Origin of the sequence: Terrabacter lapilli, from assembly GCF_039531305.1 — a bacterium.
In the GTDB taxonomy this organism is placed as follows: domain Bacteria; phylum Actinomycetota; class Actinomycetes; order Actinomycetales; family Dermatophilaceae; genus Terrabacter; species Terrabacter lapilli.
Window position 1 is genome coordinate 551,790 of the sequence record NZ_BAAAPU010000007.1, and the last position, 19,956, is coordinate 571,745.

The following is a 19,956-nucleotide window of genomic DNA, read 5'->3' on the forward strand; positions in this document are numbered from 1 at the left end:
GCTGGGGCCCTGGCTCGGGTGCAGCTGGCTCGACCGTTCCACGGGGGGCCACCTCCGCCCGGAAGCGTCCCCAGCAGCCCTCCCGCGTCACCGAGCCGGTCGCCCGGAGACCGGTGAGGAAGCAGGGTGTCGAGGGTGATCAGGGGTGGGCCGGTGCCGGTTGTTCTGAAATGGACTACTGGTGCTGGGATGCCGTCTGGGTGGACGTGAGTCCAAGCTGAGCCATCATTGATCCGGTGTCGAAGTACGTCTTCTGACTGTGGACCTTGCCGTCCTTGAACTCCATGACGTCACATAGTTGCAGGGTCAGGGAGCGCCCGGTTGCTGGGATCTCGCCCATGCTGGTCGCCAAGGTTCCCGTGTGGGTGCCCCGGCCGGTGAACTCGACGACGACGTAGTTGCCCGACTCGATCACTCGGTCGACCGTGACCTGGCCGTCCGGGAACCCCTGAGCCCACATCGTGTTGTACGCGCGAGAGCCTTCGGGGCCTTCGAAGGTGTCACCGGAGCCGACGATCGTGATCCTTCCCTCGGCCGCGGTTGCCTCGGCGATCTCGTCAAAATTTCGCTCGTTCCAGGCCTCGTGAATCCTGCGCGCGAGGGTTGCGTTCTCTGCCATGTGAGCCTCCGCTCTGGCACCTGCCCACCCTGTCGACGCTAGTACTGGGCCCGCCGGAGGGGCAACGGGCCGAGACTGGTGCAACTCGGCGTGATGTACGAGGATTCGCTCAAAGGGACGAGGTGGTGTGTGATGTTCGGTTCCCGATTCATGCCCTGTCAGGAGTGCGGCGCGTCCGTGGATCGGACCGTTCAGGGGGACCACGAGTGCGCACCCGAGCGCCGGGCCGACTACCAAATGTTCGGGCTGCGCGAGGAGGTCGCGCAGCTGGAGGCCGGGATTCACCGCTACCTCATGACAGCAGCAGGGCGCTTCGAGTCGTGGCTTGCCGCCAGCGAGGTCCGCGGCCAGAGCTGAGGCCGCCGCCCCTGAAGCAGTGAACACACCGGCCCACCCGGCCTCGGGTGTCGAGCCGCTACGGCTGCAACCGCGGCCAGCGCCCCGGGAGCCGTTCGGGCGTCTGCACGAGCGACCCGTCGGCCGAGGCGTAGGCGACGAAGCAGGCCGGCAGTGCCTCGCAGTGCTCGAAGAGGATCACCCCGCCGGGCGTCCACGACGGGTGCACGGCCGCGGCGGGGGACCGGTAGTGCGTCACCTCGTGCAGGCCGGTGCCGTCCGGCCTGACGGTCCAGAGGTTGCGGTCCGCGTCGCCGTCCACGATGTGCGGGTCGTTGGTGGCGAAGACGATGAGGTCGCTCCGCCAGCTCCAGTCCGGGTGGCTGCCGGGCACGGTCGCCGCGAGGACCCGAGGGACCTGTGTCGGCGGTTGCGCCAGGTCCACGACGGCGATCCGCGGCGAGCGGGCAGCCGGCGTGGCCGACGAGGCGGACGCAGCCGGCCGGACCGTGATCTGCACGACGAGCCGGCGCCCGTCGGGCGACCAGCGGGGCCACGCCAGCTCGTCGTCCGGGTCCGTCGTCTCCGTCACGACGTGCCGCCGGCCCGACGCCACGGCGACGACCTCGATGGCGCTGCGCGCGGGCTTCGCCGTCGTGCCCAGCTCGCTCACGGCATACGCGATCCGGTCGCCGTCGGGCGACCAGGCGCCCAGCCCGGCCCGCTGGCACGGGCTGACGCAGCGCACGAGCTCGCGCGCTGCGTCGCCGTTGCTCGCCGCCACCCACAGTGAGGACCGGACCGGCTCGGGGTCGTGGTGCACGCGCGTGAACGTCAGCCTCCTGCCGTCGGGCGACCAGTCGCCGGCCATCACGACGTCCGAGTCCTCCGGCACGTCGACGGTCGGCACGGCGATCCGGACGCCTGACCCGTCGAGGTGAATGATCCGCAGGTGCCCCCCGACGACGGCAAGGACGTATGCCGTCGCCGGGACGAGCGCCGCCCCTGCGGACGCCGGGCGGCTCGCGTGCACGACGGGCGCTCCCGTGGCTGCCGGGGACCTGGTCGCGGCCGTCGCCGGGCCGCCTTCGAAGGCCTCGGGGCGCGGGGCCGACGAAGGACCGTGAAGGGTGGTGCAGCCGACGAGCACGGCCGTGGCGAGTGCCACGACGGCGACGATCGTGCGCGACTGGACGGCTGCTGCGGCCACGACACCTCCCGGGTCGTGAGGGTGCCCGTCGTCCAGTGTCCTCCCGGGACCCCGCGCGCGTCAGCGGGTCGGCGTCAGGCGACGGCGATGTCGACGAGCAGCTCGGTCGCGAGCCGCTCGAGGTCCGCGCGCAGCGCCGCGGTGTCCGAGCCGAGCGGCACCCGTACGACGACGTGCGCCTCGAAGAGCAGCCCGCCGGCCATCGGCGCCTCACGCGTCTGCGTCGTCATCGTCTCGATCGACAGCTCGTGCCGGTTCAGCACCGACGACACCTCCCGGACGATGCCGGGGTTGTCGTTGCCGAGCAGGTCGACGGTCAGCCGCTGGGCGCCGGAGTCGTCGGCCACGACGGTCGCCTCGGCGCCCGGGTGCGTCGTCACCTCGAGCAGGCCGTCGAGGTCCTGCAGCGCCGTGGTCAGCTCGTCGGCGCGCTCGGCCGGGACCCCGACGACGACGATGCCGGCGAACTTGCCCGCCAGCTCGGCCAGCTGGCTGTCCTCCCAGTTGCCGTCGTGCGCGGTGACGACGTCCGCGAGAGCACTGACGAGGCCGGCGCGGTCGTCGCCGATGACGGTGAGCACGAGTCGAGGCACGCTCGCAGCCTACTGACCCAGCCCCCGCGCGTCCCGCGCTCGACCCCGGACGCGACTCGGCGGCATACGGAAGAGTCCGTATGCCGCCGAGCAGGTCAGTGGGTGGTCAGCAGCCCGTGGCCGGTGCCCGGAAGCCCGGGAACGGGTTGAGGTCGCCCATGAAGGTGTAGCGGCCACCAGAGGTGTACTGGTTCGCCTCGGAGCCCGTCGCGTCGGACGGCAGCCGCAGGAACCAGGGCAGGATCGCCTCGTCCTCGGGGTGGTAGTAGCCGTCGGCACTCTGCGAGCCGTCCGGGTTCGTGCCCTGGAGGTAGGTGTTCGTGCCCTTGGCGAAGCCGATCGACACGACGGGGTCACCGGTCTCGAGGACGCCCGTGCAGCCGTACTGCGGCGCCGTCGGCGTCACCCACGGGTTCACCGTGTTGTTGACGAACGGGTCGTCCGCCCACTCGGCGATCTCGTGGCTGATCGCGTGGATGTCCTGCAGCGCCCAGTTGGCGCCTCCGTTGGGCCGCGAGTAGAAGCCGGGACGGACGTACGAGGCCCACGCGAACGTCTGGACCGCAGCGTTGCCCTGGCTGTTCGTGCTGCCGCCCCCGTTGCCCACGGCGCGCGTGCCGTGGTAGCCGATGATGCAGCAGTCGGAGAGCGACTTCCCGGAGTGCAGGAAGATGTTGTCCGTCAGGTAGAGCGGCAGGTGCGTCGCGTCCGCGCTCTGCTCGAGGTTGTTGATCTGCGAGGACCACCAGCCCACGTCGATGCTCGCGCCGACCACGCCGCGGCCGCTCTGGATCAGGCCGCCCTGGTTGCTCGGGACGGTGATGGTCACCGCCGGGTGGACGACCGGGTTCAGACGCAGGTGGTAGCTGCTCGACCCGTTCTTGGCGAACTGCGCCCGCATCGTCGCGTCCTGCAGCTGCAGCGGCACGCCGGCATCGGCCTGCGAGAGCGCTCCGCCGGCACCCCGAGCGAACTTGTTGTTCGTCGCGGCGGTCGTGCTGCCGTAGTCGTTGTCGGCGAACTGCGGCGACTTCAGGGTCGGCGCGACCACGCCCTGGCCGTCGAAGGTCTGGCCCGCGATCTTCACGACGATCGGCGTGATGTCGACGGGGATGGTCACGTCACAGGCAGCGCCCGAGCAGGTGTGCGGGTTGGCGCCGACCATGTTGTAGCCGTAGGTCACGCCGTTGGACGGGTCCTTCGTCTGGCCGAACCAGTGCGTGATGGTCCGGGTCGTCGGCAGGACCGTGGCCCCGCCCATGGTGATCGACTGGGCCTTCAGGTCCTCGTCGTGGATCAGCTGCGGCTCGGTCGCGGTGGTGGTCGTCGAGCCGGTGGTGGTGCTGTGCGTGCTGGCAGTGGCTGCGCCGCCCGCCGCCAGGACCAAGGCGCCGGCAGCGAACGCTGCCGTCGTCAGGGTGCGGATCGTCATTGACATTGCTCCGTCCAATGGGTGTGTGGAACTGGCCCCCGATGGCCGGAAATGTAGACCGAATGACTCTCATTTCGAGCCATGTCGGACGACGGAACTTTGTGCGGCTCAGCCCCTCTGAGCACGGCTCTCAGGGGATTCACATGCTCTTGGCATGGAGCGATCAGGTGGCCTTGGCCAGCCCTTGACGATCGGGCGGCGACGCGGGCGCGACGAGAGGGTGGCCGGACCGGGTGTGCCCGCTTCTTGAGTCCACCCGGCCCGGCCGAAGGGATGGCCGCCGGTCAGCTGGCGGCCAGGTCCCCGACTCGCTGACCACGCTCGTCGGGGTGTCTGGGGGAGCCGTCGTCGTCAGGCTCGTCGTCAGGGGTGTCCGACGGACGGCGCTCGGCCAGGCCCGCCATGCCCCACCGGACGGCGGCCGTGCCGAGGTGGCCGAGCGGGCGCGCCACGAGGGCCGCCACGACGTCGGGCACCGGCAGGCCGAGCATCTCGCGGGCCCACCCGGGCAGCAGCGAGACGCCGCCCGAGGCGAGCGTGCCGTAGCCGGGCCGGGCGTAGAAGGGCAGCGGCGGGTCGAGCAGCAGGAAGCGCGCCGCCTCGGCGGCAGCAGGCGTGGCCTCGAGCTCGGGACGGTAGGAGTCGAGGACCTCCGCCAGCTCGGCCACCGACTGCGGCGGACTCGGGACGCCGAGCAGCGCCGCCGGGATGCCGGCCTGCCGCACGTAGACGTCGGCCTCCTCGTCGGTCAATGGCGTGTCACCGAAGGTCTGGTAGCCGCGCAGGAACGAGTCGATCTCGGCCGCGTGCACCCACATCAGCAGGTGCGGGTCGCTCGCGCGGTAGGGCCGGCCGAGGTGGTCCTTGCCGCGCACCCGCTCGTGGATCGAGCGGACCGTCGCGATGGCCTCCTCGGCGTGCTCGACCGTGCCGAAGGTCGTCGTCGCGAGGTAGTGGCTCGTGCGCTGCAGCCGACCCCACGGGTCGCTCTTGTAGCCGCTGTGCCCGGCCACCCCGGCCATCGCCATCGGGTGGAGCATCTGCAGCAGCAGCGAGGTGATGCCGGCCGGGAACATGGAGGCGTCGGCGTGCACCCGCCACACCGGGTCCTGCGGCGTGAACCACCGCTCTCCCTGGGCACCCCAGATCCGCTGCGCGCGCGCCGGGGCGTCCTCACCGGCCACCTTGCTGCGCAGCATCCTCCCGAGCTGGCGTTGCACCAGCCGGGCTCCTGCTGGGGGGCTCATGCTTGAAAAGGTAAGGGGAGTGCACGCCAACCGAGAAACATTCTGTCCAAGGTTGGGACAGGCGCTGTCGAGTCTCAGTCGAGGGTGATGCGGATGCCCGCCCGGGGCGTCCGGCGCCGCACGCGGTCGGTCACCGCGGCGAGCGCGTCGCCGAGCCTGGCCATGACGTACTTGCGCCCGATGGCGCGTTTGACGGCCGCGACGCCCTCCGGGCTGCGGTCGACGACGGCCGTGCCGGCATACGCGGGCGCTCCGTCGGGCACCCGACCCCGCATGTCACACGGGCGCAGCTCCACGCGCGGGTCGTGGGCGAGGCGCTTGAGCTTGCCGCTCGGGTCGACGGTGACGACGACGAGCTCGTCCCCGTCGCGGGCGACCCACACCGGGGTGGACACCGGCTCGCCGGAGCGGCGGAACGTCGTCAGCGACACGTAGCGGTGGGCGGCGACGACGTCGAGGTCGCCGGGAGTGCGCGGAGGGGCCATGGGCGTCAGCGTAGGCGCCGCGCGGGCGGCGCCCTCATGTCCAGAATGGGCCATGGCGCTCGCCCTCTGCCTGCTCCTCGACCGCAGGTCCGACCGTCTCGTGCGCTCGCTGTGGGAGCGGCTCGAGGCCAGCGGCATACCGACGCTGCTGACCCACACCCACGGGCAGCACGTCGCCCACCTGTCGTATGCCGTCCTGCTGACCTGGGACGAGGAGGCGGTCCGTGACGCGGTGGCGGGGCTCGGCGACGGCGGGCCGGTCGACGTCTCGGTGCAGGGGACGGTGATCTTCCCGCGCGGTCGGGCGGCGCTCGCCGGCTCGGCCACCGTCGACCTGGTCGCCCGGCACACGCGCGCCGTCGAGGCGTTGCGACGGACCGGAGCGACCATCCACCGGCACTACGAGCCGGGCCACTGGACGCCGCACGTCTCGGCCACGACCGGTGTCCCGGGCGCCCGGCTGCAGGCCGTCGTCGACGCGGTGTCGGACCGGCTGCCGATGACGCTGCGCCTCGACCGCGCGGCGCTCATCGACACGACGTACGGGACGACGTGGGAGCTGCCGGTCGTGCCCTGACGAACCGGACGCGACCGAAACAGAGGGATTTTTCCCGTTTTCCGAACAATCGCCACATCGGCGTGGCAACCTTTCCGAGGTGCCGGACCCGAGGACACTCGTCGTGTCAGAGGTCAGGACACAAGCTTCGGCGGTTGGCCCGTTGTGGTACGTGAACCGTCACTGGTAGCCCGGACTCGCGCTCGCGAGCCGGGCTCCATCATTTTCCGGGGGGTTTCGGCGCACGCCGCCTCGCGGCGCTGCGGATTCGACTGTGGCGCAAACCCGCCCGGACTACCGTGGATGCCATGAGGCGCGTCGTCGAACCGGTGGTCCGCGGCGCCGCCCTGTCCGCGGCGGCCATGACGGTCGTGACGCTGCGGTGGTCGGCCCTGCACTGGGGAGCCACCACGGAGGAGACGCGCGAGAAGCTGCCCGGCGACGAGATCCTGCGCGACCCGGGTCTCGTCGCGACTCGCGCCATCACCGTCGAGGCCCCGCCCGAGGCGGTGTGGCCGTGGGTCGTCCAGCTCGGCGCCGGCCGGGGCGGCTTCTACAGCTACGACCGGCTCGAGAACCTCGCCGGCTGCCAGGTCGACAGCGCCGAGACCGTCGTCGAGGCCTGGCAGCACCTCGAGCCCGGCGACCTCGTGCACCTGCACCCCAAGGTCGCCCTGTCCGTCGCCTCCGTGGACCCCGGCCGCTCGCTCGTGCTGCACGCCGCGCCGGCCATGGCCGCCGGCTCGTCGGCGGACGCGTCGTCAGGAGTGCCGGCCGCCGCCGCGCCCTACGACTTCACGTGGGCGTTCGTGCTGCGCCGCCACCCGCACCTCGCGACGCGGCTCATCGTGCGCGAGCGCTTCGACTACCTGCACGCCTGGTCGTTCCTGCTCGTCGAGCCGCTTTGTGCCGCGAGCTCGGTGATGAGCCGGGAGATGCTCCGCGGCATCCGCGACCGGGCGGAGCGGGCCTCACGGTTCCAGTGAGTGCTCAGCCGGGGTCGAGTCGGCCACGGACGAGGTCAGGCTCGCGCCGGACGACAGGCCCAGTCCCTTGCGGCCGCGCGCGAAGTAGGTGAGCGGGCCGACCCAGTTGATCGCGATGACCGCGGCCCACTTGGCCTTGCTTCCATCGACCTGCTCCGCCGGTCGCCGGGCGAGGTCCACCCACGCGGCTACCGCGAGCGAGAGCTGCACGGCCCCGGTGGCGATCACCACCGCCCGCTGACGGCTGGTCAGGTCCGACCACTTCCTCTGCTGCCTGCGCTTCCTCGGCATGGTTCCTCCTGTGACAGTTGGGTCGGGCCCGACGGCATACGCCCCCGGGGAGCGCTAGTGCAGGACCGCGCGCAGGGCGTCGAGCAGGATGCCGATCTCGACCTCGGTCACGACGAGCGGGGGAGCGATGCGGATCGTCGAGCCGTGCGTGTCCTTGACGAGGACGCCCTGCTCGAGGAGGCGGTGCGAGGCCTCGTGCCCGGTCATCAGGTCGGGCCGGATGTCCACGCCGGCCCACAGGCCGCGGCAGCGGACCGCCTCGACGCCGTGCCCGACGAGCTCGCGCAGCCCCGACTCGAGCACCGCGCCGAGCCGCCGCGCCCGCGCCTGGAACTCGCCCGTCGAGAGCAGCTCGACGACCGCCTGGCCGATGGCGGCCGCGAGCGGGTTGCCGCCGAAGGTCGAGCCGTGGCTGCCCGGCGTGAAGACGCCGAGCACGTCACGGTTCGCGACGACGGCCGAGACCGGGACGATCCCGCCGCCCAGGGCCTTGCCGAGGACGTAGATGTCGGGGACGACGCCCTCGAGGTCGCACGCGAAGGTCGTGCCGGTGCGGCCCAGGCCCGACTGGATCTCGTCGGCCACCATGAGGACGCCGCGCCGGCGGGTCAGCTCGCGCACCTCGCGCAGCCACCCGTCCGGCGGGATGATGACGCCGCCCTCGCCCTGGATCGGCTCGAGCAGCACCGCGACCGTCTCGTCGGTGATCGCCGCCTCGAGCGCCTCGAGGTCGCCGAACGGCACCGTGTCGAAGCCCGGCGTGTAGGGCCCGTAGTGGTCGTGCGCGATCGGGTCGTCGGAGAAGCTGACGATCGTCGTCGTGCGGCCGTGGAAGTTCCCGGCCATGACGACGATCCGGGCCCGGCCGTCCGGCACGCCCTTGACCTCGTAGCCCCACCGCCGGCTCACCTTGATCGCCGTCTCGACGGCCTCGGCGCCGGTGTTCATCGGCAGGACGAGGTCCTTGCCCGCGAGCGTCGCCAGGTCCCGGCAGAACGGGCCGAGCCGGTCGCTGTGGAAGGCGCGGCTCGTCAGGGTCAGCCGGTCGAGCTGGGCGCGCGCGGCCGCGACGAGCGTCGGGTTCAGGTGCCCGAAGTTCAGGGCCGAGTAGCCGGCGAGCGCGTCGAGGTAGCGGCGGCCCTCGACATCGGTGACCCACGCGCCCTCGGCGTGCGCGATGACCACCTCGAGCGGGCTGTAGTTGCGCGCCACCCACTGCTCGGCGAGGGAGACGTGCTCCGAGGTGGTGCGGGGTGTCGTCGGCGCGCCGGGGCGCGCAGCTGTGTCGCTCACCCCTCGATCGTGGCACCGGGCCCGGGAGCGGGCAGCCGATTGTGAGGTGAACCCCAGGTGATCCCTCTCTCGAACCGCGGACGCCCCCACAGGCCCGGTGGGAGACTCGAAGTGGCGGGTCCCGCAGCCAGGACTACCCGCGATGGGGTGTGTCGGTCACGTCGTGGGCCCAGCCGCGGAGATGGCCATGAGCGCACAGCCCAGCACCGACCGCACCGGAGCAGACCGCCCCGGAGGCGAGCGCACGCGCGTCGTCATCCTCGGTGCGGCCGGCCGCGACTTCCACGACTTCAACGTGGTCTTCCGGGACGCCCCCGGGGCCGAGGTCATCGCCTTCACCGCGACGCAGATCCCCGACATCGACGGGCGGCGCTACCCGCCCGAGCTGGCGGGTCCCCTTTATCCGCAAGGCATTCCGATCGTCGACGAGTCCGAGCTCACCGCCCTCGTCGAGCGTGAGCACGTCGACGTCGTCGTCTTCGCCTACTCCGACGTGCGGCACGAGCACGTCATGCACCTGGCCGAGCGCTGCATCGCCGCCGGCGCCGACTTCCGCCTCCACAGCGCCCGGCGCACCATGCTCGCGAGCACCAAGTCGGTCGTCGCCGTGACGGCCGTGCGCACCGGTGTCGGCAAGAGCCAGACCACCCGCTACCTCGCCCGGCTCCTGACCGGCCTCGGCCTGCGCGTCGTCGCCGTCCGCCACCCGATGCCCTACGGCGACCTCGCCGCGCAGGCCTGCCAGCGGTTCGGCAGCTACGCCGACCTCGACCGCTACGACTGCACCATCGAGGAGCGCGAGGAGTACGAGCCGCACCTCGACGCCGGGGTCGTCGTCTACGCCGGCGTCGACTACGAGCGGATCCTGCGCGAGGCCGAGCAGGAGGCCGACGTCGTCCTGTGGGACGGCGGCAACAACGACCTGCCGTTCTACGTCCCCGACCTGCACGTCGTGCTCGCCGACCCGCTGCGCCCGGGCGACGAGGCGGCATACCACCCCGGCGAGGCCAACGTCCGGATGGCCGACGTCGTCATCATCGCCAAGTGCGACTCGGCGCGCAGCGCCGACATCGAGGCCGTCGAGGCGTCGGTGCGCTCGCTCAACCCGACCGCGACGGTGCTGCGCGCGGACAGCCCTGTCACCGTTGACGATCCGGCCGCCGTCGACGGCCGCCGCGTGCTCGTCGTCGAGGACGGCCCGACCCTGACCCACGGCTCCATGACGTACGGCGCCGGCGTCGTCGGGGCCCGCAGCGCCGGCGCCGCGCAGATCGTCGACCCGACGCCGTATGCCGTGGGGTCGCTCGCCGCGACCTACCTGAAGTACCCGAACGCGCGCGGTGTCCTGCCCGCCATGGGCTACGGCACCGAGCAGGTGCGTGACCTGGAGGCGACCATCCGCGCGGCCATCGACGTCGGCGCGTGCGACGCCGTCGTCAGCGGCACGCCCATCGACCTGACCCGCGTCCTCACCGTGCCCGCGCCGCTCGTGCGGGCCCGCTACGAGCTGCGCGAGGTCGTCCCGGGCGGCCTGGCCGCCGCGGTCAGAGCCGCCCTGCCGCTCGAGACCCTCGGCGCCGACACCGGCGCCCTCACCGCAGGGAGTGCACCATGACCGTCCCCACCGAACCCCACCCACCGGACCACCGCCCAGCGGACGACCGCCCACCGGACCCCGGTCAGCAGCACGCCGTCGGCCGGCCGACCGGCCCCGCCCGCACCCGCGGACGGCGCGCCGGCTATGCCGGGTCCGTCGTCGTCAACCTCATCCTGCTGTGGCTCATCAACGGCTGGCCCGGCTGGGACGCCGTGCCGTTCCTGACCGCCAGCACGGTGCTCGTCATCGGCGCCGTCAACGCCTCGATCATCGCCCGCATCGTGGCCGACGCCGTCAACCTCGTCCTGGACCTGCCGCGAGTGCGGGCCCTCGGCGACATCGTCTCCATCGGCTTCGGCCTCTTCGCGCTCCTGCGGATCTGGCAGGTCTTCCCGCTCGACGTCACCGGCGGGTGGGAGATCCTCGCACGGATCGTCCTCGTGGTCGGCTTCGTCGGCAGCGCCATCGGGATCGTCGAAGCCCTCAGCCGGCTCGTCACCGGCCGCTTCCCGAGGATGTGATTCCCGTGACCTCCACCACCGTCGTCCCCGCCGACCGGCGCCAACCGGCCGGCCGGCACCTCGCAGCACTCATCATCGGGTGCCTGCTCATCCTGCCCGGTGTGGGCCTGCTCCTCGGCGGGGGCGCGATCAGCATCGCGTATGCCGTCGGGCGCGACTCCGCCGGCTTCCTCTCCCTGACCTACCCCGTCGTCTCGAGCTCCTCGCCGGCGATCACGGTCGGTGACGCCGTCGTCCAGACCGCTCCCGACGCGCCGTCCTGGGTGCTCGACCGCCTCGCCCTCGAGATCCGCTTGAGCGCGCAGCCGCTCGAGTCGGGCAAGGCCATCTTCCTCGGCGTCGCCCCGACGAGCCAGCTGAACGCATACCTCAGCGGTGTCGCGCACGAGCAGGTCGTCGGCGCCACCGCGCCCACCGCGAACAACCCCCGCACGCCCGTCATGCGCGCCATCCCCGGCGCGGACCGCGCCCCCGCGCCGACGGGCCAGAAGTTCTGGGCCGCCTCCGCCACCGGCACGGGGAGCCAGGCGCTGACCTGGAAGGTCAGCGAGGGCCGGTGGAGCGCCGTGCTCATGAACGCCGACGGCAGCCCCGGCGTCGCCGTCTCGGCCACCACGGGCGTCAAGGCCGGGTTCCTGCTGCCGCTCGCCCTCCTGATGCTCGGGATCGGCCTCGTCGTCACCGGCATCGCCGTCTTCCTCATCGTCCGCGGCGCCAGCGGCAGCCGGCCCGCGAGCTACACCCAGACGCCCGGTGCCCCCGCCGGCTACGTCGAGCCGACCGGCGAGCCGGTGCAGTCGGCGCCGGCGCCCCCGCCGCCCTCGGCGTGGCACTCACACCCCCGGGCGATGAGCCCCGTGGCCCTGGACGCCCGCCTCGACGAGCCGCTCTCGCGGTGGCTGTGGCTGGTCAAGTGGTTCCTCGCCATCCCGCACTTCATCGTGCTCGGGGTGCTGTGGGTCGCGTTCTTCGTCGTCTGCGTCATCGCCTTCTTCGCGATCCTCTTCACCGGGCGCTACCCGCGCAGCCTCTTCGACTTCAACCGCGGGGTGCTGCAGTGGAACTGGCGCGTCAGCTACTACTGCGCCAACGGAGGGCTCGGCACCGACCGCTACCCGCCGTTCAGCCTCGGCCCCGAGCCGGACTACCCGGCGCGCCTCGACATCGCCTACCCGACGCGGCTCTCACGCGGCTTGGTCCTCGTGAAGTGGTGGCTGCTCGCGATCCCGCACTACCTGATCCTCGCGTTGCTGCTGGGCGGAGGCGGATGGGCGTGGAGCCAGGCCACCGACAACGGCTACCGGTTCGACGCGTACGGCTGGGGCGTCCTCGGCCTGCTCGTCGCGATCGCCGGGTTCTCGCTGCTCTTCACCGGGCGCTACCCGCGGGCGCTGTTCGACCTCGTCATCGGGCTCAACCGCTGGGTCTACCGCGTCGTCGCCTACGCCACCCTGATGACCGACGTCTACCCGCCGTTCCAGCTCGACGAGGGCGGTCCGGAGGTGCCGCTGCCGCCGCCCGTGCCGGCCGGTCGGCTCGAGCCGCCGGGCCAGGTCGGCCGCTGAGCCCATGAGGAAGTGAGCACTCGACCGGAAGGTCCGGTCGAGTGCCCACTTCCCTCTGGTCGGGTGCTCAGCTCTCGGCGGTCGCGGGGAAGTGGGCGTCGAGCCAGTTGACCATCTCGACCTCGACCTCGTCGCGGTTGGTCTCGTTGAGGATCTCGTGCCGGGCCTCCGGCCACAGCGTCATCGTCACGTCCTCGACCCCGAGACGGCGGAGCTGGTCGGCGACCTTGCGCACGCCCTTGCCGTTGGCGCCGACCGGGTCCATCTCGCCCGACGCGATGTGGACCGGCAGGTCCTTGGGGATGCGTGCGGCGACCGTGTCGCTGTTGACGCTCTCGAGGCCACGGATCAGGTCGGCGAAGCCGCCCGCGCTGAAGACGAAGCCGCAGTCCGGGTCGTTGATGTACTTGTCGACCTCTGCCGGATCCCTTGACAGCCAGTCGAACTGGGTCCGGGTCGGCTTGAAGGCGTTGTTGTACTGACCGAAGGTCAGGGTGTTGAGCAGCCCGCTCGCGTGGGTGTGGCCGCGCAGCCGGGCCTGCGTCGAGGCGAGGAAGAGCCCCACCCTGCTGATCGCACCCGCGCCTCCGGAGGTGCCCGAGAGGACCAGGCCGGCGAGCTCGTGACCGAACTGCGCGGCATACCCCCTCGCGAGGAACGAGCCCATGCTGTGGCCGAGCAGGAAGACCGGCAGTCCCGGCTGCTCCTCGCGTGCGCGATCGGTCACCGCGTGCAGGTCGTCGATGACCGTCTGCCAACCGCTTTGCGCCGCAAAGGAACCGCGCGCGCCGGACGTCTTGCCGTGCCCGCGGTGGTCGGAGCCGTAGACGGCATACCCGTGGTCGGTGAGGCGTTGTGCGAACCGGGCGTAGCGGCTCGAGTGCTCCGCGAGCCCGTGCGCGATCTGCACGACCGCCTTCGCCTCCCCGTCGGGGAGCCAGCGGTTGACGAACACCTCGGTGCCGTCGGGGGCCGTCAGCGTGAACGTGCTGCTCTGCATGGCCGAACTGTATGCCGCGGCCGCTCCGCCCGCGCGGCAACGCGCGACCGCTTCGGGTGCCCGGTTCGCGCCGTTGCGGGCCCGAAACCACAAAAACGGGTGCCCGAATCTCTTTACATGAGTCCGGACCGGTGGTTTCCTTGATCCAACGGCCCGACGAGGGACCGGGGACACGACCAGGACGAGGGAGTCCGATGTACGCAGCGGAGCGGCAGCAGCGCATCATCGCCGAGGCACGGCGTGCCGGCCGCGTCGAGGTCACCGCCCTGGCCGACACCCTCGGCGTCGCCGCCGAGACCGTCCGCCGCGACCTGACCGCCCTCGAGCGCCGCGGCTCCCTGCGCCGGGTCCACGGCGGCGCCATCCCCGTCGAGCGCCTCGAGGTCGAGCCCACGCTCGCCACGCGCTCCGGGCGCCTCACCGACGTCAAGCGCCGCATCGCCGCCCGCGCCCTCGACGAGCTCCCCAGCGGCGGCAGCATCATCCTCGACGCCGGCTCGACCACCCTCGCCGTCGCCGAGCTGCTCCCGCCCGACCTCGACCTCACGGTCCTGACCAACAGCCTCGCCGCCGCCAGCGTCCTCTCGACGCACCCGGGCATCCGGCTCTACCTGCTCGGCGGCCGGGTCCGTGGCACGACCGGCGCCGCCGTCGGCGACTGGGCCACCGGCGCCCTCGCCGACGTCGTCGTGGACGTCGCGATCATCGGCACCAACGGGCTCTCCGTCGCCCGCGGCCTCACGACCCCCGACCAGTCCGAGGCGCTCGTCAAGCGCGCCATGGTCGCCGCCGCCCGCAAGTGCGTGGTCCTCACCGACTCGAGCAAGACGGGTGACGACCACCTCCACCGATTCGCCCAGGTCGCCGACGTCGACGTCGTCATCACCGACACCGACCTCGACGACGACGTCGCCGCCGAGATCCGCGCGGCCGGACCGGAAGTGGTGACCGCATGATCGTCACGCTCACGCCCAACCCGAGCATCGACCGGGCCGTCCTCATCCCGTCGCTCCACCGCGGCGAGGTGCACCGCGCCAGCACGAGCCGCATCGACCCGGGCGGCAAGGGTGTCAACGTCTCGCGCGCCCTCTCCGCCCAGGGCGACGCCACCCTGGCCGTCCTGCCGAGCGGCGGGCCCGAGGGCCACCTGCTCGAGGAGCTGCTCGACGCCGCAGGCGTACGGCACGCGTCGGTCCCCGTCCGCGGCTCGGTCCGGATGAACATCAGCGTCCTCGAGCCCGACGGCACGACGACCAAGCTCAACGAGCCCGGCCCGCAGCTGTCCGCCGCCGAGGTCGACGCGCTGCTCGACGCGACCGTCGCGCACGCAGACGGCGCCTCCTGGGTCGTGGGCTGCGGCAGCCTCCCGCCCGGCGCCCCCACCGACCTGTATGCCGTCCTCACCGCCCGGGCCCGCGAGCGCGGCGCCCGCGTCGCCATCGACTCCTCCGGCGCCCCCTTCGCGGCCGCCGTCGCGGCACGGCCCCACCTCGTCAAGCCCAACCACGAGGAGCTCGCCGAGCTGGTCGGCCATGACCTGCCCACCCTCGCGGACGTCCGTGACGCCGCCCGGGACCTCGTCTCCGGCGGCATCGAGGTCGTCGCCGTCAGCCTCGGCGGGGACGGCGCCCTGCTCGTCACCGCCGACGAGTGCGCCCACGCCCGGGCCACCATCACCAGCCCCCTCTCGACCGTGGGCGCCGGCGACTGCATGCTCGCCGGCCTGCTCCACGGCCTGTCCACCGGCAGCGCCCCGACCGAGGCGCTCGTCGCCGGGGTCACGTGGGGCGCCGCCGCCGTCACCCTCCCGGGAAGCCGGGTGCCCGCACCCGCCGACCTGGACGGCATACGCCCCGAGCTCACTCGCAACCCCGACTTCGACCGTGTCCTCACCTGACACGCCACCCACACAGACGCCGAAGAACCGCCTGGCCATCCCCTCCTCGAAAGGAACCGCAATGTCCCTCATCACCGAAGAGCAGGTCGTCCTCGACCTCGCCGGTGCCGACCGCCACGAGGCCACGCGAAGGCTCGGCGAGCGACTCGTCGCCTCCGGTCGCTGCACCGACCTCGACACCTTCCTGAACGACGTGCGCAAGCGCGAGGAGACGATGGCGACCGGCCTGCCCGGCGGCATCGGCATCCCGCACGCCCGCAGCGCCGCCATCACCGAGCCCTCGCTCGTCTTCGGCCGCGCCGGCGACGGCATCGACTGGGGCGCCAAGGACGGGCCCGCCACGCTCGTCTTCCTCATCGCGGCCCCCGAGGGCGGTGGCGACGCGCACATGCAGATGCTGCCCAAGCTCGCCCGCGCCCTGATGAAGAAGGACTTCAAGGCGGCGCTGGCCGCCGCGACCACCGAGGCCGAGGTCGTGCGCATCGTCAGCGCCGAGGTCGAGCTCGACCAGCCCAAGCCGGCCGCTGCCGGTGCGACCGCCACCGCCAGCGCCAGCACCGCGGCAGCCGACTCCGGCTCCGACCGCACCGGTGCGGCTGCCCCGACCGCCGTCGCGACCGCCGAGCCGCCCGCCAAGCGCACGCTCAAGCTCGTCGGCGTCACCTCCTGCCCCACCGGCATCGCCCACACCTACATGGCGGCCGAGGGCCTCGAGCACGCCGCGAAGGCCGCCGGCCACACCATCGCCGTCGAGACCCAGGGCTCGGCCGGTTCCCACCCCCTCCTCGCCGAGCAGATCGCCGAGGCCGACGCCGTCATCTTCGCCCACGACCTCCCGGTCAAGGACGCCGGCCGCTTCGCCGGCAAGCCGCTCGTCGACGTCGGCGTCAAGAAGGGCATCTCCGACGGCCCGGCCCTGGTCTCCCAGGCCGAGCAGCTCGTCGCCGAGTGGGACGCCGACCCGAGCAAGCGGGAGGCCGCTGTTGCTGCCGCAGCCACGGCCGGAGCCTCCGGCGGGCTGACCTCGAAGGTCGAGGAGGGCGCCGGCACCGGCACGAAAATCCGCCAGTGGCTGATGACCGGTGTGTCCTACATGATCCCGTTCGTCGCTGCGGGCGGCATCCTCATCGCCCTGTCCTTCATGCTCGCCCAGGTCGCGATGGGCTCCAACGGCGCCATCGAGATCGTCAAGTACAACCTCAAGCCCGGCGACCCGCTCAACATCGCCACGACGTTCGACATCACGAGCCTCACCTCGTGGGCGGCGCTGCTCTTCGTCATCGGTGGTGCGGCCTTCGGCTTCCTCGTGCCGATCCTCTCGGGCTTCATCGCCTACGCGATCGCCGACCGTCCCGGCCTCGTGCCCGGCATCGTCGGTGGCTCCATCGCCGCGACCATGGGCGCCGGCTTCCTCGGCGGCCTCGTCACCGGCCTGCTCGGCGGCCTCGTCGCCCGGTGGGTATCCGGCTGGAACGTCGCCAAGGGGGTCCGGGGCGTCATGCCGGTGGTCGTCATCCCGCTCGTGTCCACGCTGATCACGGTCGGACTGTTCATCACGGTGCTCGGCCGGCCGATCACCGCCCTCACCAACGGCCTCAACAGCTGGCTGACGAGCATGTCCGGCGCCAGCGCCCTGCTCCTCGGCGCCATCCTCGGCGCCATGATGGGCTTCGACCTCGGCGGCCCGGTCAACAAGGTCGCCTACGCCTTCGCCACCACCGGCCTGGCCGCGGCCGGCGCCGCGACCAACGCGCCGCAGCTGAAGATCATGGCCGCGGTCATGGCCGCCGGCATGGTGGCCCCACTGGCGCTGGCGCTCGCCACGACGCTGCGCCCGAAGCTCTTCTCCGAGCCGGAGCGCGAGAACGGCAAGGCCGCCTGGCTGCTGGGCTTCTCGTTCATCTCCGAGGGCGCCATCCCGTTCGCCGCCGCCGACCCGGTGCGCGTCATGGCCAGCTCGGTCGTCGGCTCCGCCGTCACCGGCGCGCTGGTCATGGGCCTCGGTGCCACGCTGCGAGCGCCCCACGGAGGCATCTGGGTGCTGCCGCTCATCGGCAACTTCGCGTACTTCATCCTCGCCCTCCTCGCCGGCATCGCCGTGATGACCACGATCTTCATCACCCTGCGGTCGCGTGAAGCGAACCTTGCGCAGGTCGAGGCCACCGCTACCGTCTGACCAGGACGTGAGAGCCGTCTGATCCCCACCCGTCAGCACGACCACCCGCATCCAACGAAGGAGCACCCCCCATGGCAACCCGCACCGTCACCATCGCCTCGTCGGTGGGCCTGCACGCCCGCCCCGCCGCCCTCTTCGTCGAGGCCGCGAGCAGCTCGGGACTCGACGTCGAGATCGCCAAGCCCGGCGAGGACCCGGTCGACGCGACGAGCATCCTCGGCGTGATGGCCCTCGGAGCCAAGCACGGCGAGGAGGTCGTCCTGACCGCCGAGGGCGACGGCGCCGACGCCACGCTCGACTCGCTCGTCGCCCTGCTCTCCCGCGACCTCGACGCGGAGTAACGAGCATGACCGACTCGAACCCGCCCCAGACCTCGCCTGTGTCCTCGCCTGGGTCTTCGCCGGAGACCAGGCACGGCATCGGCGTCAGCCCCGGCACGGCATACGGACCGGTGGTGCGCGTGGCACCGCCGGTCCGGCCCCCGGCCGGCGAGCCGGCGGCCGAGGGTGCCGAGGAGCAGAAGGCGGCGCTCGCCGACGTGCGGGCGGCGTTCGAGTCGGTGGCCGTGTCGCTCGAGGAGCGCGCGACCCGCGTCGACGACACGGCCCAGCAGATCCTCAAGGCGACGGCCCTCATCGCCCGCGACAAGGGGCTGGTCAAGGCCGCCGCCAAGGAGCTCGCCGCCGGCCACGGCCGGGCGCACTCCATCGAGAACGCGGTCGAGACGTATGCCGCCCAGTTCGAGGCGCTCGGCGGCTACTTCGCCGAGCGGGTGGCCGACCTGCGTGACGTCGGCTCGCGCGCCATCGCCGCGGTGCTCGGGGTGCCGGCCCCCGGCGTACCCCCGTTCGACGAGCCGAGCGTCATCGTCGCCGAGGACCTCGCGCCCGCCGAGACGGCGACCCTCGACCGGCGGCTCGTCGTCGGCATCATCACCGAGGCCGGCGGGCGCACCAGCCACACGGCGATCCTCGCCGCCCAGATGGGGATCCCCGCCGTCGTGCAGCTCCCCGGGGCCATGCGGATCGCGGCCGGCACGCCCGTCGCGCTCGACGGCGACACCGGCGAGGTCACGGTCGACCCCGACCCGACCCTCGTCGCCGCGCAGCGGGAGCGGGCGGCGCGCCGCGCCGAGGCCCTGGCGAAGCTGTCGGGTCCCGGACGCACCGCGGACGGGGCCGAGGTGGCCCTGCTCGCCAACATCGGCGGCGTCGAGGACGCCGTCGCGGCCGGGGCACAGGACCTCGAGGGGGTGGGCCTCTTCCGCACCGAGTTCGTCTACCTCTCCGCCACCAAGGCCCCGACCGTCGAGGAGCAGACCGAGATCTACCGCGGCGTCTTCGCCCCCTTCGAGGGCCGGCGCGTCGTCGTGCGCACCCTCGACGCCGGCGCCGACAAGCCGCTGAAGTTCGCCGACCTCGGCCCGGAGGAGAACCCGGCCCTCGGGCGCCGCGGCCTGCGCCTGTCGGCCGAGCGGCCCGACCTGCTCGACGCCCAGCTCGAGGCGCTCTCGATCGCCGCGCGCGAGACGGGCGCCGACGTCCGCGTCATGGCACCCATGGTCGCCACGGCCGAGGAGGCGGCGTGGTTCGCCCGCCGCGTCCACGAGAACGGCCTGCCCAAGGCGGGCGTCATGATCGAGGTGCCCGGCGCCGCGCTGCGGGCCCACCACGTGCTCGGCGAGGTGGAGTTCGGCTCGCTCGGCACCAACGACCTGGCGCAGTACACGATGGCCGCCGACCGCATGGAGGGCGCGCTGTCCGACCTGCTCGACCCGTGGCAGCCCGGCGTGCTCGACGTCGTGGGCCTCGCCTGCGACGGCGCCGCCCGCGCGGACCGCCCGATCGGCGTGTGCGGCGAGTCCGCCGGCGACCCGCTGCTCGCGCTCGTCCTCGTGGGCCTCGGCGTCTCGTCGCTGTCGATGGCGCCGAGCAAGGTGCCGGTCGTGCGCCTCGCCCTCTCGCTGCACACGCTGGCCGACTGCCAGCAGCTCGCCGAGGCCGCCCGCGGCGCGCGCACCGCCGTCGACGCCCTCACCGCCGTCCGGGAGGCCGCGCGGAGCGAGCTCATCGATCTGCTCTAGTCCTGCGCGGGGCCGGCGCCCCGGACGAGACCATCGCCGCGCTCGGCCTGCCTAGCCACGGCGGCACCT

Annotated in this window: 20 protein-coding genes; 11 read left to right on the forward strand and 9 right to left on the reverse strand. The window is 72.6% G+C overall.

All coding sequences use genetic code 11. The annotated features are described in order from the left end of the window. Nucleotides 1-175 precede the first annotated feature (175 nt). Entirely contained in the window at nt 176-619 is a 444-nt protein-coding gene (locus ABD241_RS10435) for an ester cyclase (protein WP_344061641.1), read from the reverse strand. A gap of 177 nt (nt 620-796) precedes the next feature. Here ABD241_RS10435 and ABD241_RS10440 point away from each other — a divergent pair, with 177 nt between their 5' ends. After that, on the forward strand, nt 797-976 hold the full coding sequence (locus ABD241_RS10440) for a hypothetical protein (protein WP_344061644.1): 180 nt from the start codon (nt 797-799) through the stop codon (nt 974-976). A gap of 58 nt (nt 977-1,034) precedes the next feature. Here the strand turns inward: ABD241_RS10440 and ABD241_RS10445 are convergent, their stop codons facing one another. From ABD241_RS10445 to ABD241_RS10465, 5 genes are all read right to left on the reverse strand, one after another. Further along, nucleotides 1,035-2,165 (reverse strand): TolB family protein, encoded by a 1,131-nt coding sequence (locus ABD241_RS10445; RefSeq protein ID WP_344061648.1) that lies wholly within the window; start codon nt 2,163-2,165, stop codon nt 1,035-1,037. A gap of 74 nt (nt 2,166-2,239) precedes the next feature. After that, entirely contained in the window at nt 2,240-2,758 is a 519-nt protein-coding gene (locus tag ABD241_RS10450) for a glycine cleavage system transcriptional repressor (protein WP_344061651.1), read from the reverse strand. Between the two features lie 106 nt (nt 2,759-2,864). Further along, entirely contained in the window at nt 2,865-4,190 is a 1,326-nt protein-coding gene (locus ABD241_RS10455; protein ID WP_344061654.1) for a hypothetical protein, read from the reverse strand. Nucleotides 4,191-4,474: 284 nt separating this feature from the next. Next, nucleotides 4,475-5,437: an oxygenase MpaB family protein gene (locus ABD241_RS10460; RefSeq protein WP_344061657.1), complete on the reverse strand. Its 963-nt coding sequence runs from the start codon at nt 5,435-5,437 to the stop codon at nt 4,475-4,477. 74 nt (nt 5,438-5,511) lie between these two features. Further along, nucleotides 5,512-5,922, reverse strand: a complete 411-nt coding sequence (locus ABD241_RS10465) for a PPOX class F420-dependent oxidoreductase (RefSeq protein WP_344061660.1) — start codon at nt 5,920-5,922, stop codon at nt 5,512-5,514. 52 nt (nt 5,923-5,974) lie between these two features. Between ABD241_RS10465 and ABD241_RS10470 the strand changes: the two genes are divergently transcribed. Further along, a complete protein-coding gene (locus ABD241_RS10470; RefSeq protein WP_344061663.1) occupies nt 5,975-6,499 on the forward strand; it encodes a 2'-5' RNA ligase family protein in 525 nt (174 codons plus the stop codon). Between the two features lie 287 nt (nt 6,500-6,786). Next, nucleotides 6,787-7,464 (forward strand): SRPBCC family protein, encoded by a 678-nt coding sequence (locus tag ABD241_RS10475; RefSeq protein WP_344061666.1) that lies wholly within the window; start codon nt 6,787-6,789, stop codon nt 7,462-7,464. On the opposite strand, the gene ABD241_RS10480 is transcribed toward ABD241_RS10475, so the two are convergent. Together ABD241_RS10480 and rocD are read right to left on the reverse strand one after the other, a co-directional pair. Further along, nucleotides 7,450-7,755 carry a PLD nuclease N-terminal domain-containing protein gene (locus ABD241_RS10480; RefSeq protein WP_344061669.1) on the reverse strand — a complete coding sequence of 102 codons (306 nt, stop codon included), beginning with the start codon at nt 7,753-7,755 and terminating at the stop codon, nt 7,450-7,452. The genes ABD241_RS10475 and ABD241_RS10480 overlap by 15 nt on opposite strands. Nucleotides 7,756-7,809: 54 nt before the next feature. Beyond that, complete coding sequence (rocD, locus tag ABD241_RS10485; protein WP_344061673.1) at nt 7,810-9,048, reverse strand: ornithine--oxo-acid transaminase; 1,239 nt, start codon at nt 9,046-9,048, stop codon at nt 7,810-7,812. A gap of 187 nt (nt 9,049-9,235) precedes the next feature. Between rocD and ABD241_RS10490 the strand changes: the two genes are divergently transcribed. The 3 genes from ABD241_RS10490 to ABD241_RS10500 are packed head-to-tail and all read left to right on the forward strand — an operon-like array spanning nt 9,236 to nt 12,731. After that, nucleotides 9,236-10,663: a cyclic 2,3-diphosphoglycerate synthase gene (locus ABD241_RS10490; RefSeq protein ID WP_344061676.1), complete on the forward strand. Its 1,428-nt coding sequence runs from the start codon at nt 9,236-9,238 to the stop codon at nt 10,661-10,663. Then, nucleotides 10,660-11,166, forward strand: a complete 507-nt coding sequence (locus tag ABD241_RS10495) for a hypothetical protein (RefSeq protein ID WP_344061679.1) — start codon at nt 10,660-10,662, stop codon at nt 11,164-11,166. The genes ABD241_RS10490 and ABD241_RS10495 overlap by 4 nt, the downstream gene beginning before the upstream one ends. A 5-nt stretch (nt 11,167-11,171) precedes the next feature. Next, nucleotides 11,172-12,731, forward strand: coding sequence for a DUF4389 domain-containing protein (locus tag ABD241_RS10500; RefSeq protein WP_344061682.1), 1,560 nt, complete (start codon nt 11,172-11,174; stop codon nt 12,729-12,731). A 67-nt stretch (nt 12,732-12,798) separates the two neighbouring features. On the opposite strand, the gene ABD241_RS10505 is transcribed toward ABD241_RS10500, so the two are convergent. Then, nucleotides 12,799-13,731, reverse strand: coding sequence for an alpha/beta hydrolase (locus ABD241_RS10505; RefSeq protein WP_344061685.1), 933 nt, complete (start codon nt 13,729-13,731; stop codon nt 12,799-12,801). Between the two features lie 194 nt (nt 13,732-13,925). On the opposite strand from ABD241_RS10505, the gene ABD241_RS10510 reads away from it, so the two are divergent. The 5 genes from ABD241_RS10510 to ptsP all read left to right on the forward strand — a co-directional run bounded on the left by ABD241_RS10510 (nt 13,926) and on the right by ptsP (nt 19,887). Next, complete coding sequence (locus ABD241_RS10510) at nt 13,926-14,687, forward strand: DeoR/GlpR family DNA-binding transcription regulator (RefSeq protein ID WP_344061689.1); 762 nt, start codon at nt 13,926-13,928, stop codon at nt 14,685-14,687. Then, on the forward strand, nt 14,684-15,628 hold the full coding sequence (gene pfkB / locus ABD241_RS10515; protein ID WP_344061692.1) for a 1-phosphofructokinase: 945 nt from the start codon (nt 14,684-14,686) through the stop codon (nt 15,626-15,628). Before ABD241_RS10510 ends, pfkB begins: the two co-directional genes overlap by 4 nt. A gap of 61 nt (nt 15,629-15,689) precedes the next feature. After that, complete coding sequence (locus ABD241_RS10520) at nt 15,690-17,804, forward strand: PTS fructose transporter subunit IIABC (protein WP_344061695.1); 2,115 nt, start codon at nt 15,690-15,692, stop codon at nt 17,802-17,804. A gap of 71 nt (nt 17,805-17,875) precedes the next feature. Continuing rightward, entirely contained in the window at nt 17,876-18,145 is a 270-nt protein-coding gene (locus ABD241_RS10525; RefSeq protein WP_142203496.1) for an HPr family phosphocarrier protein, read from the forward strand. 5 nt (nt 18,146-18,150) lie between these two features. Next, nucleotides 18,151-19,887 carry a phosphoenolpyruvate--protein phosphotransferase gene (gene ptsP, locus ABD241_RS10530; RefSeq protein WP_344061700.1) on the forward strand — a complete coding sequence of 579 codons (1,737 nt, stop codon included), beginning with the start codon at nt 18,151-18,153 and terminating at the stop codon, nt 19,885-19,887. The last annotated feature ends 69 nt before the right edge of the window (nt 19,888-19,956 follow it).

Coding starts and splice junctions, on each gene's coding strand:
- pfkB (WP_344061692.1), top strand. CDS start 14,684: ATGATCGTCACGCTCACGCCCAACCCGAGCATCGACCGGGCCGTCCTC.
- ABD241_RS10495 (WP_344061679.1), top strand. CDS start 10,660: ATGACCGTCCCCACCGAACCCCACCCACCGGACCACCGCCCAGCGGAC.
- ABD241_RS10455 (WP_344061654.1), bottom strand. CDS start 4,190: ATGACGATCCGCACCCTGACGACGGCAGCGTTCGCTGCCGGCGCCTTG.
- ABD241_RS10470 (WP_344061663.1), top strand. CDS start 5,975: ATGGCGCTCGCCCTCTGCCTGCTCCTCGACCGCAGGTCCGACCGTCTC.
- ABD241_RS10435 (WP_344061641.1), bottom strand. CDS start 619: ATGGCAGAGAACGCAACCCTCGCGCGCAGGATTCACGAGGCCTGGAAC.
- ABD241_RS10510 (WP_344061689.1), top strand. CDS start 13,926: ATGTACGCAGCGGAGCGGCAGCAGCGCATCATCGCCGAGGCACGGCGT.
- ABD241_RS10465 (WP_344061660.1), bottom strand. CDS start 5,922: ATGGCCCCTCCGCGCACTCCCGGCGACCTCGACGTCGTCGCCGCCCAC.
- ABD241_RS10505 (WP_344061685.1), bottom strand. CDS start 13,731: ATGCAGAGCAGCACGTTCACGCTGACGGCCCCCGACGGCACCGAGGTG.
- ABD241_RS10460 (WP_344061657.1), bottom strand. CDS start 5,437: ATGAGCCCCCCAGCAGGAGCCCGGCTGGTGCAACGCCAGCTCGGGAGG.
- ptsP (WP_344061700.1), top strand. CDS start 18,151: ATGACCGACTCGAACCCGCCCCAGACCTCGCCTGTGTCCTCGCCTGGG.
- ABD241_RS10525 (WP_142203496.1), top strand. CDS start 17,876: ATGGCAACCCGCACCGTCACCATCGCCTCGTCGGTGGGCCTGCACGCC.
- ABD241_RS10520 (WP_344061695.1), top strand. CDS start 15,690: ATGTCCCTCATCACCGAAGAGCAGGTCGTCCTCGACCTCGCCGGTGCC.
- ABD241_RS10490 (WP_344061676.1), top strand. CDS start 9,236: ATGAGCGCACAGCCCAGCACCGACCGCACCGGAGCAGACCGCCCCGGA.
- ABD241_RS10475 (WP_344061666.1), top strand. CDS start 6,787: ATGAGGCGCGTCGTCGAACCGGTGGTCCGCGGCGCCGCCCTGTCCGCG.
- ABD241_RS10480 (WP_344061669.1), bottom strand. CDS start 7,755: ATGCCGAGGAAGCGCAGGCAGCAGAGGAAGTGGTCGGACCTGACCAGC.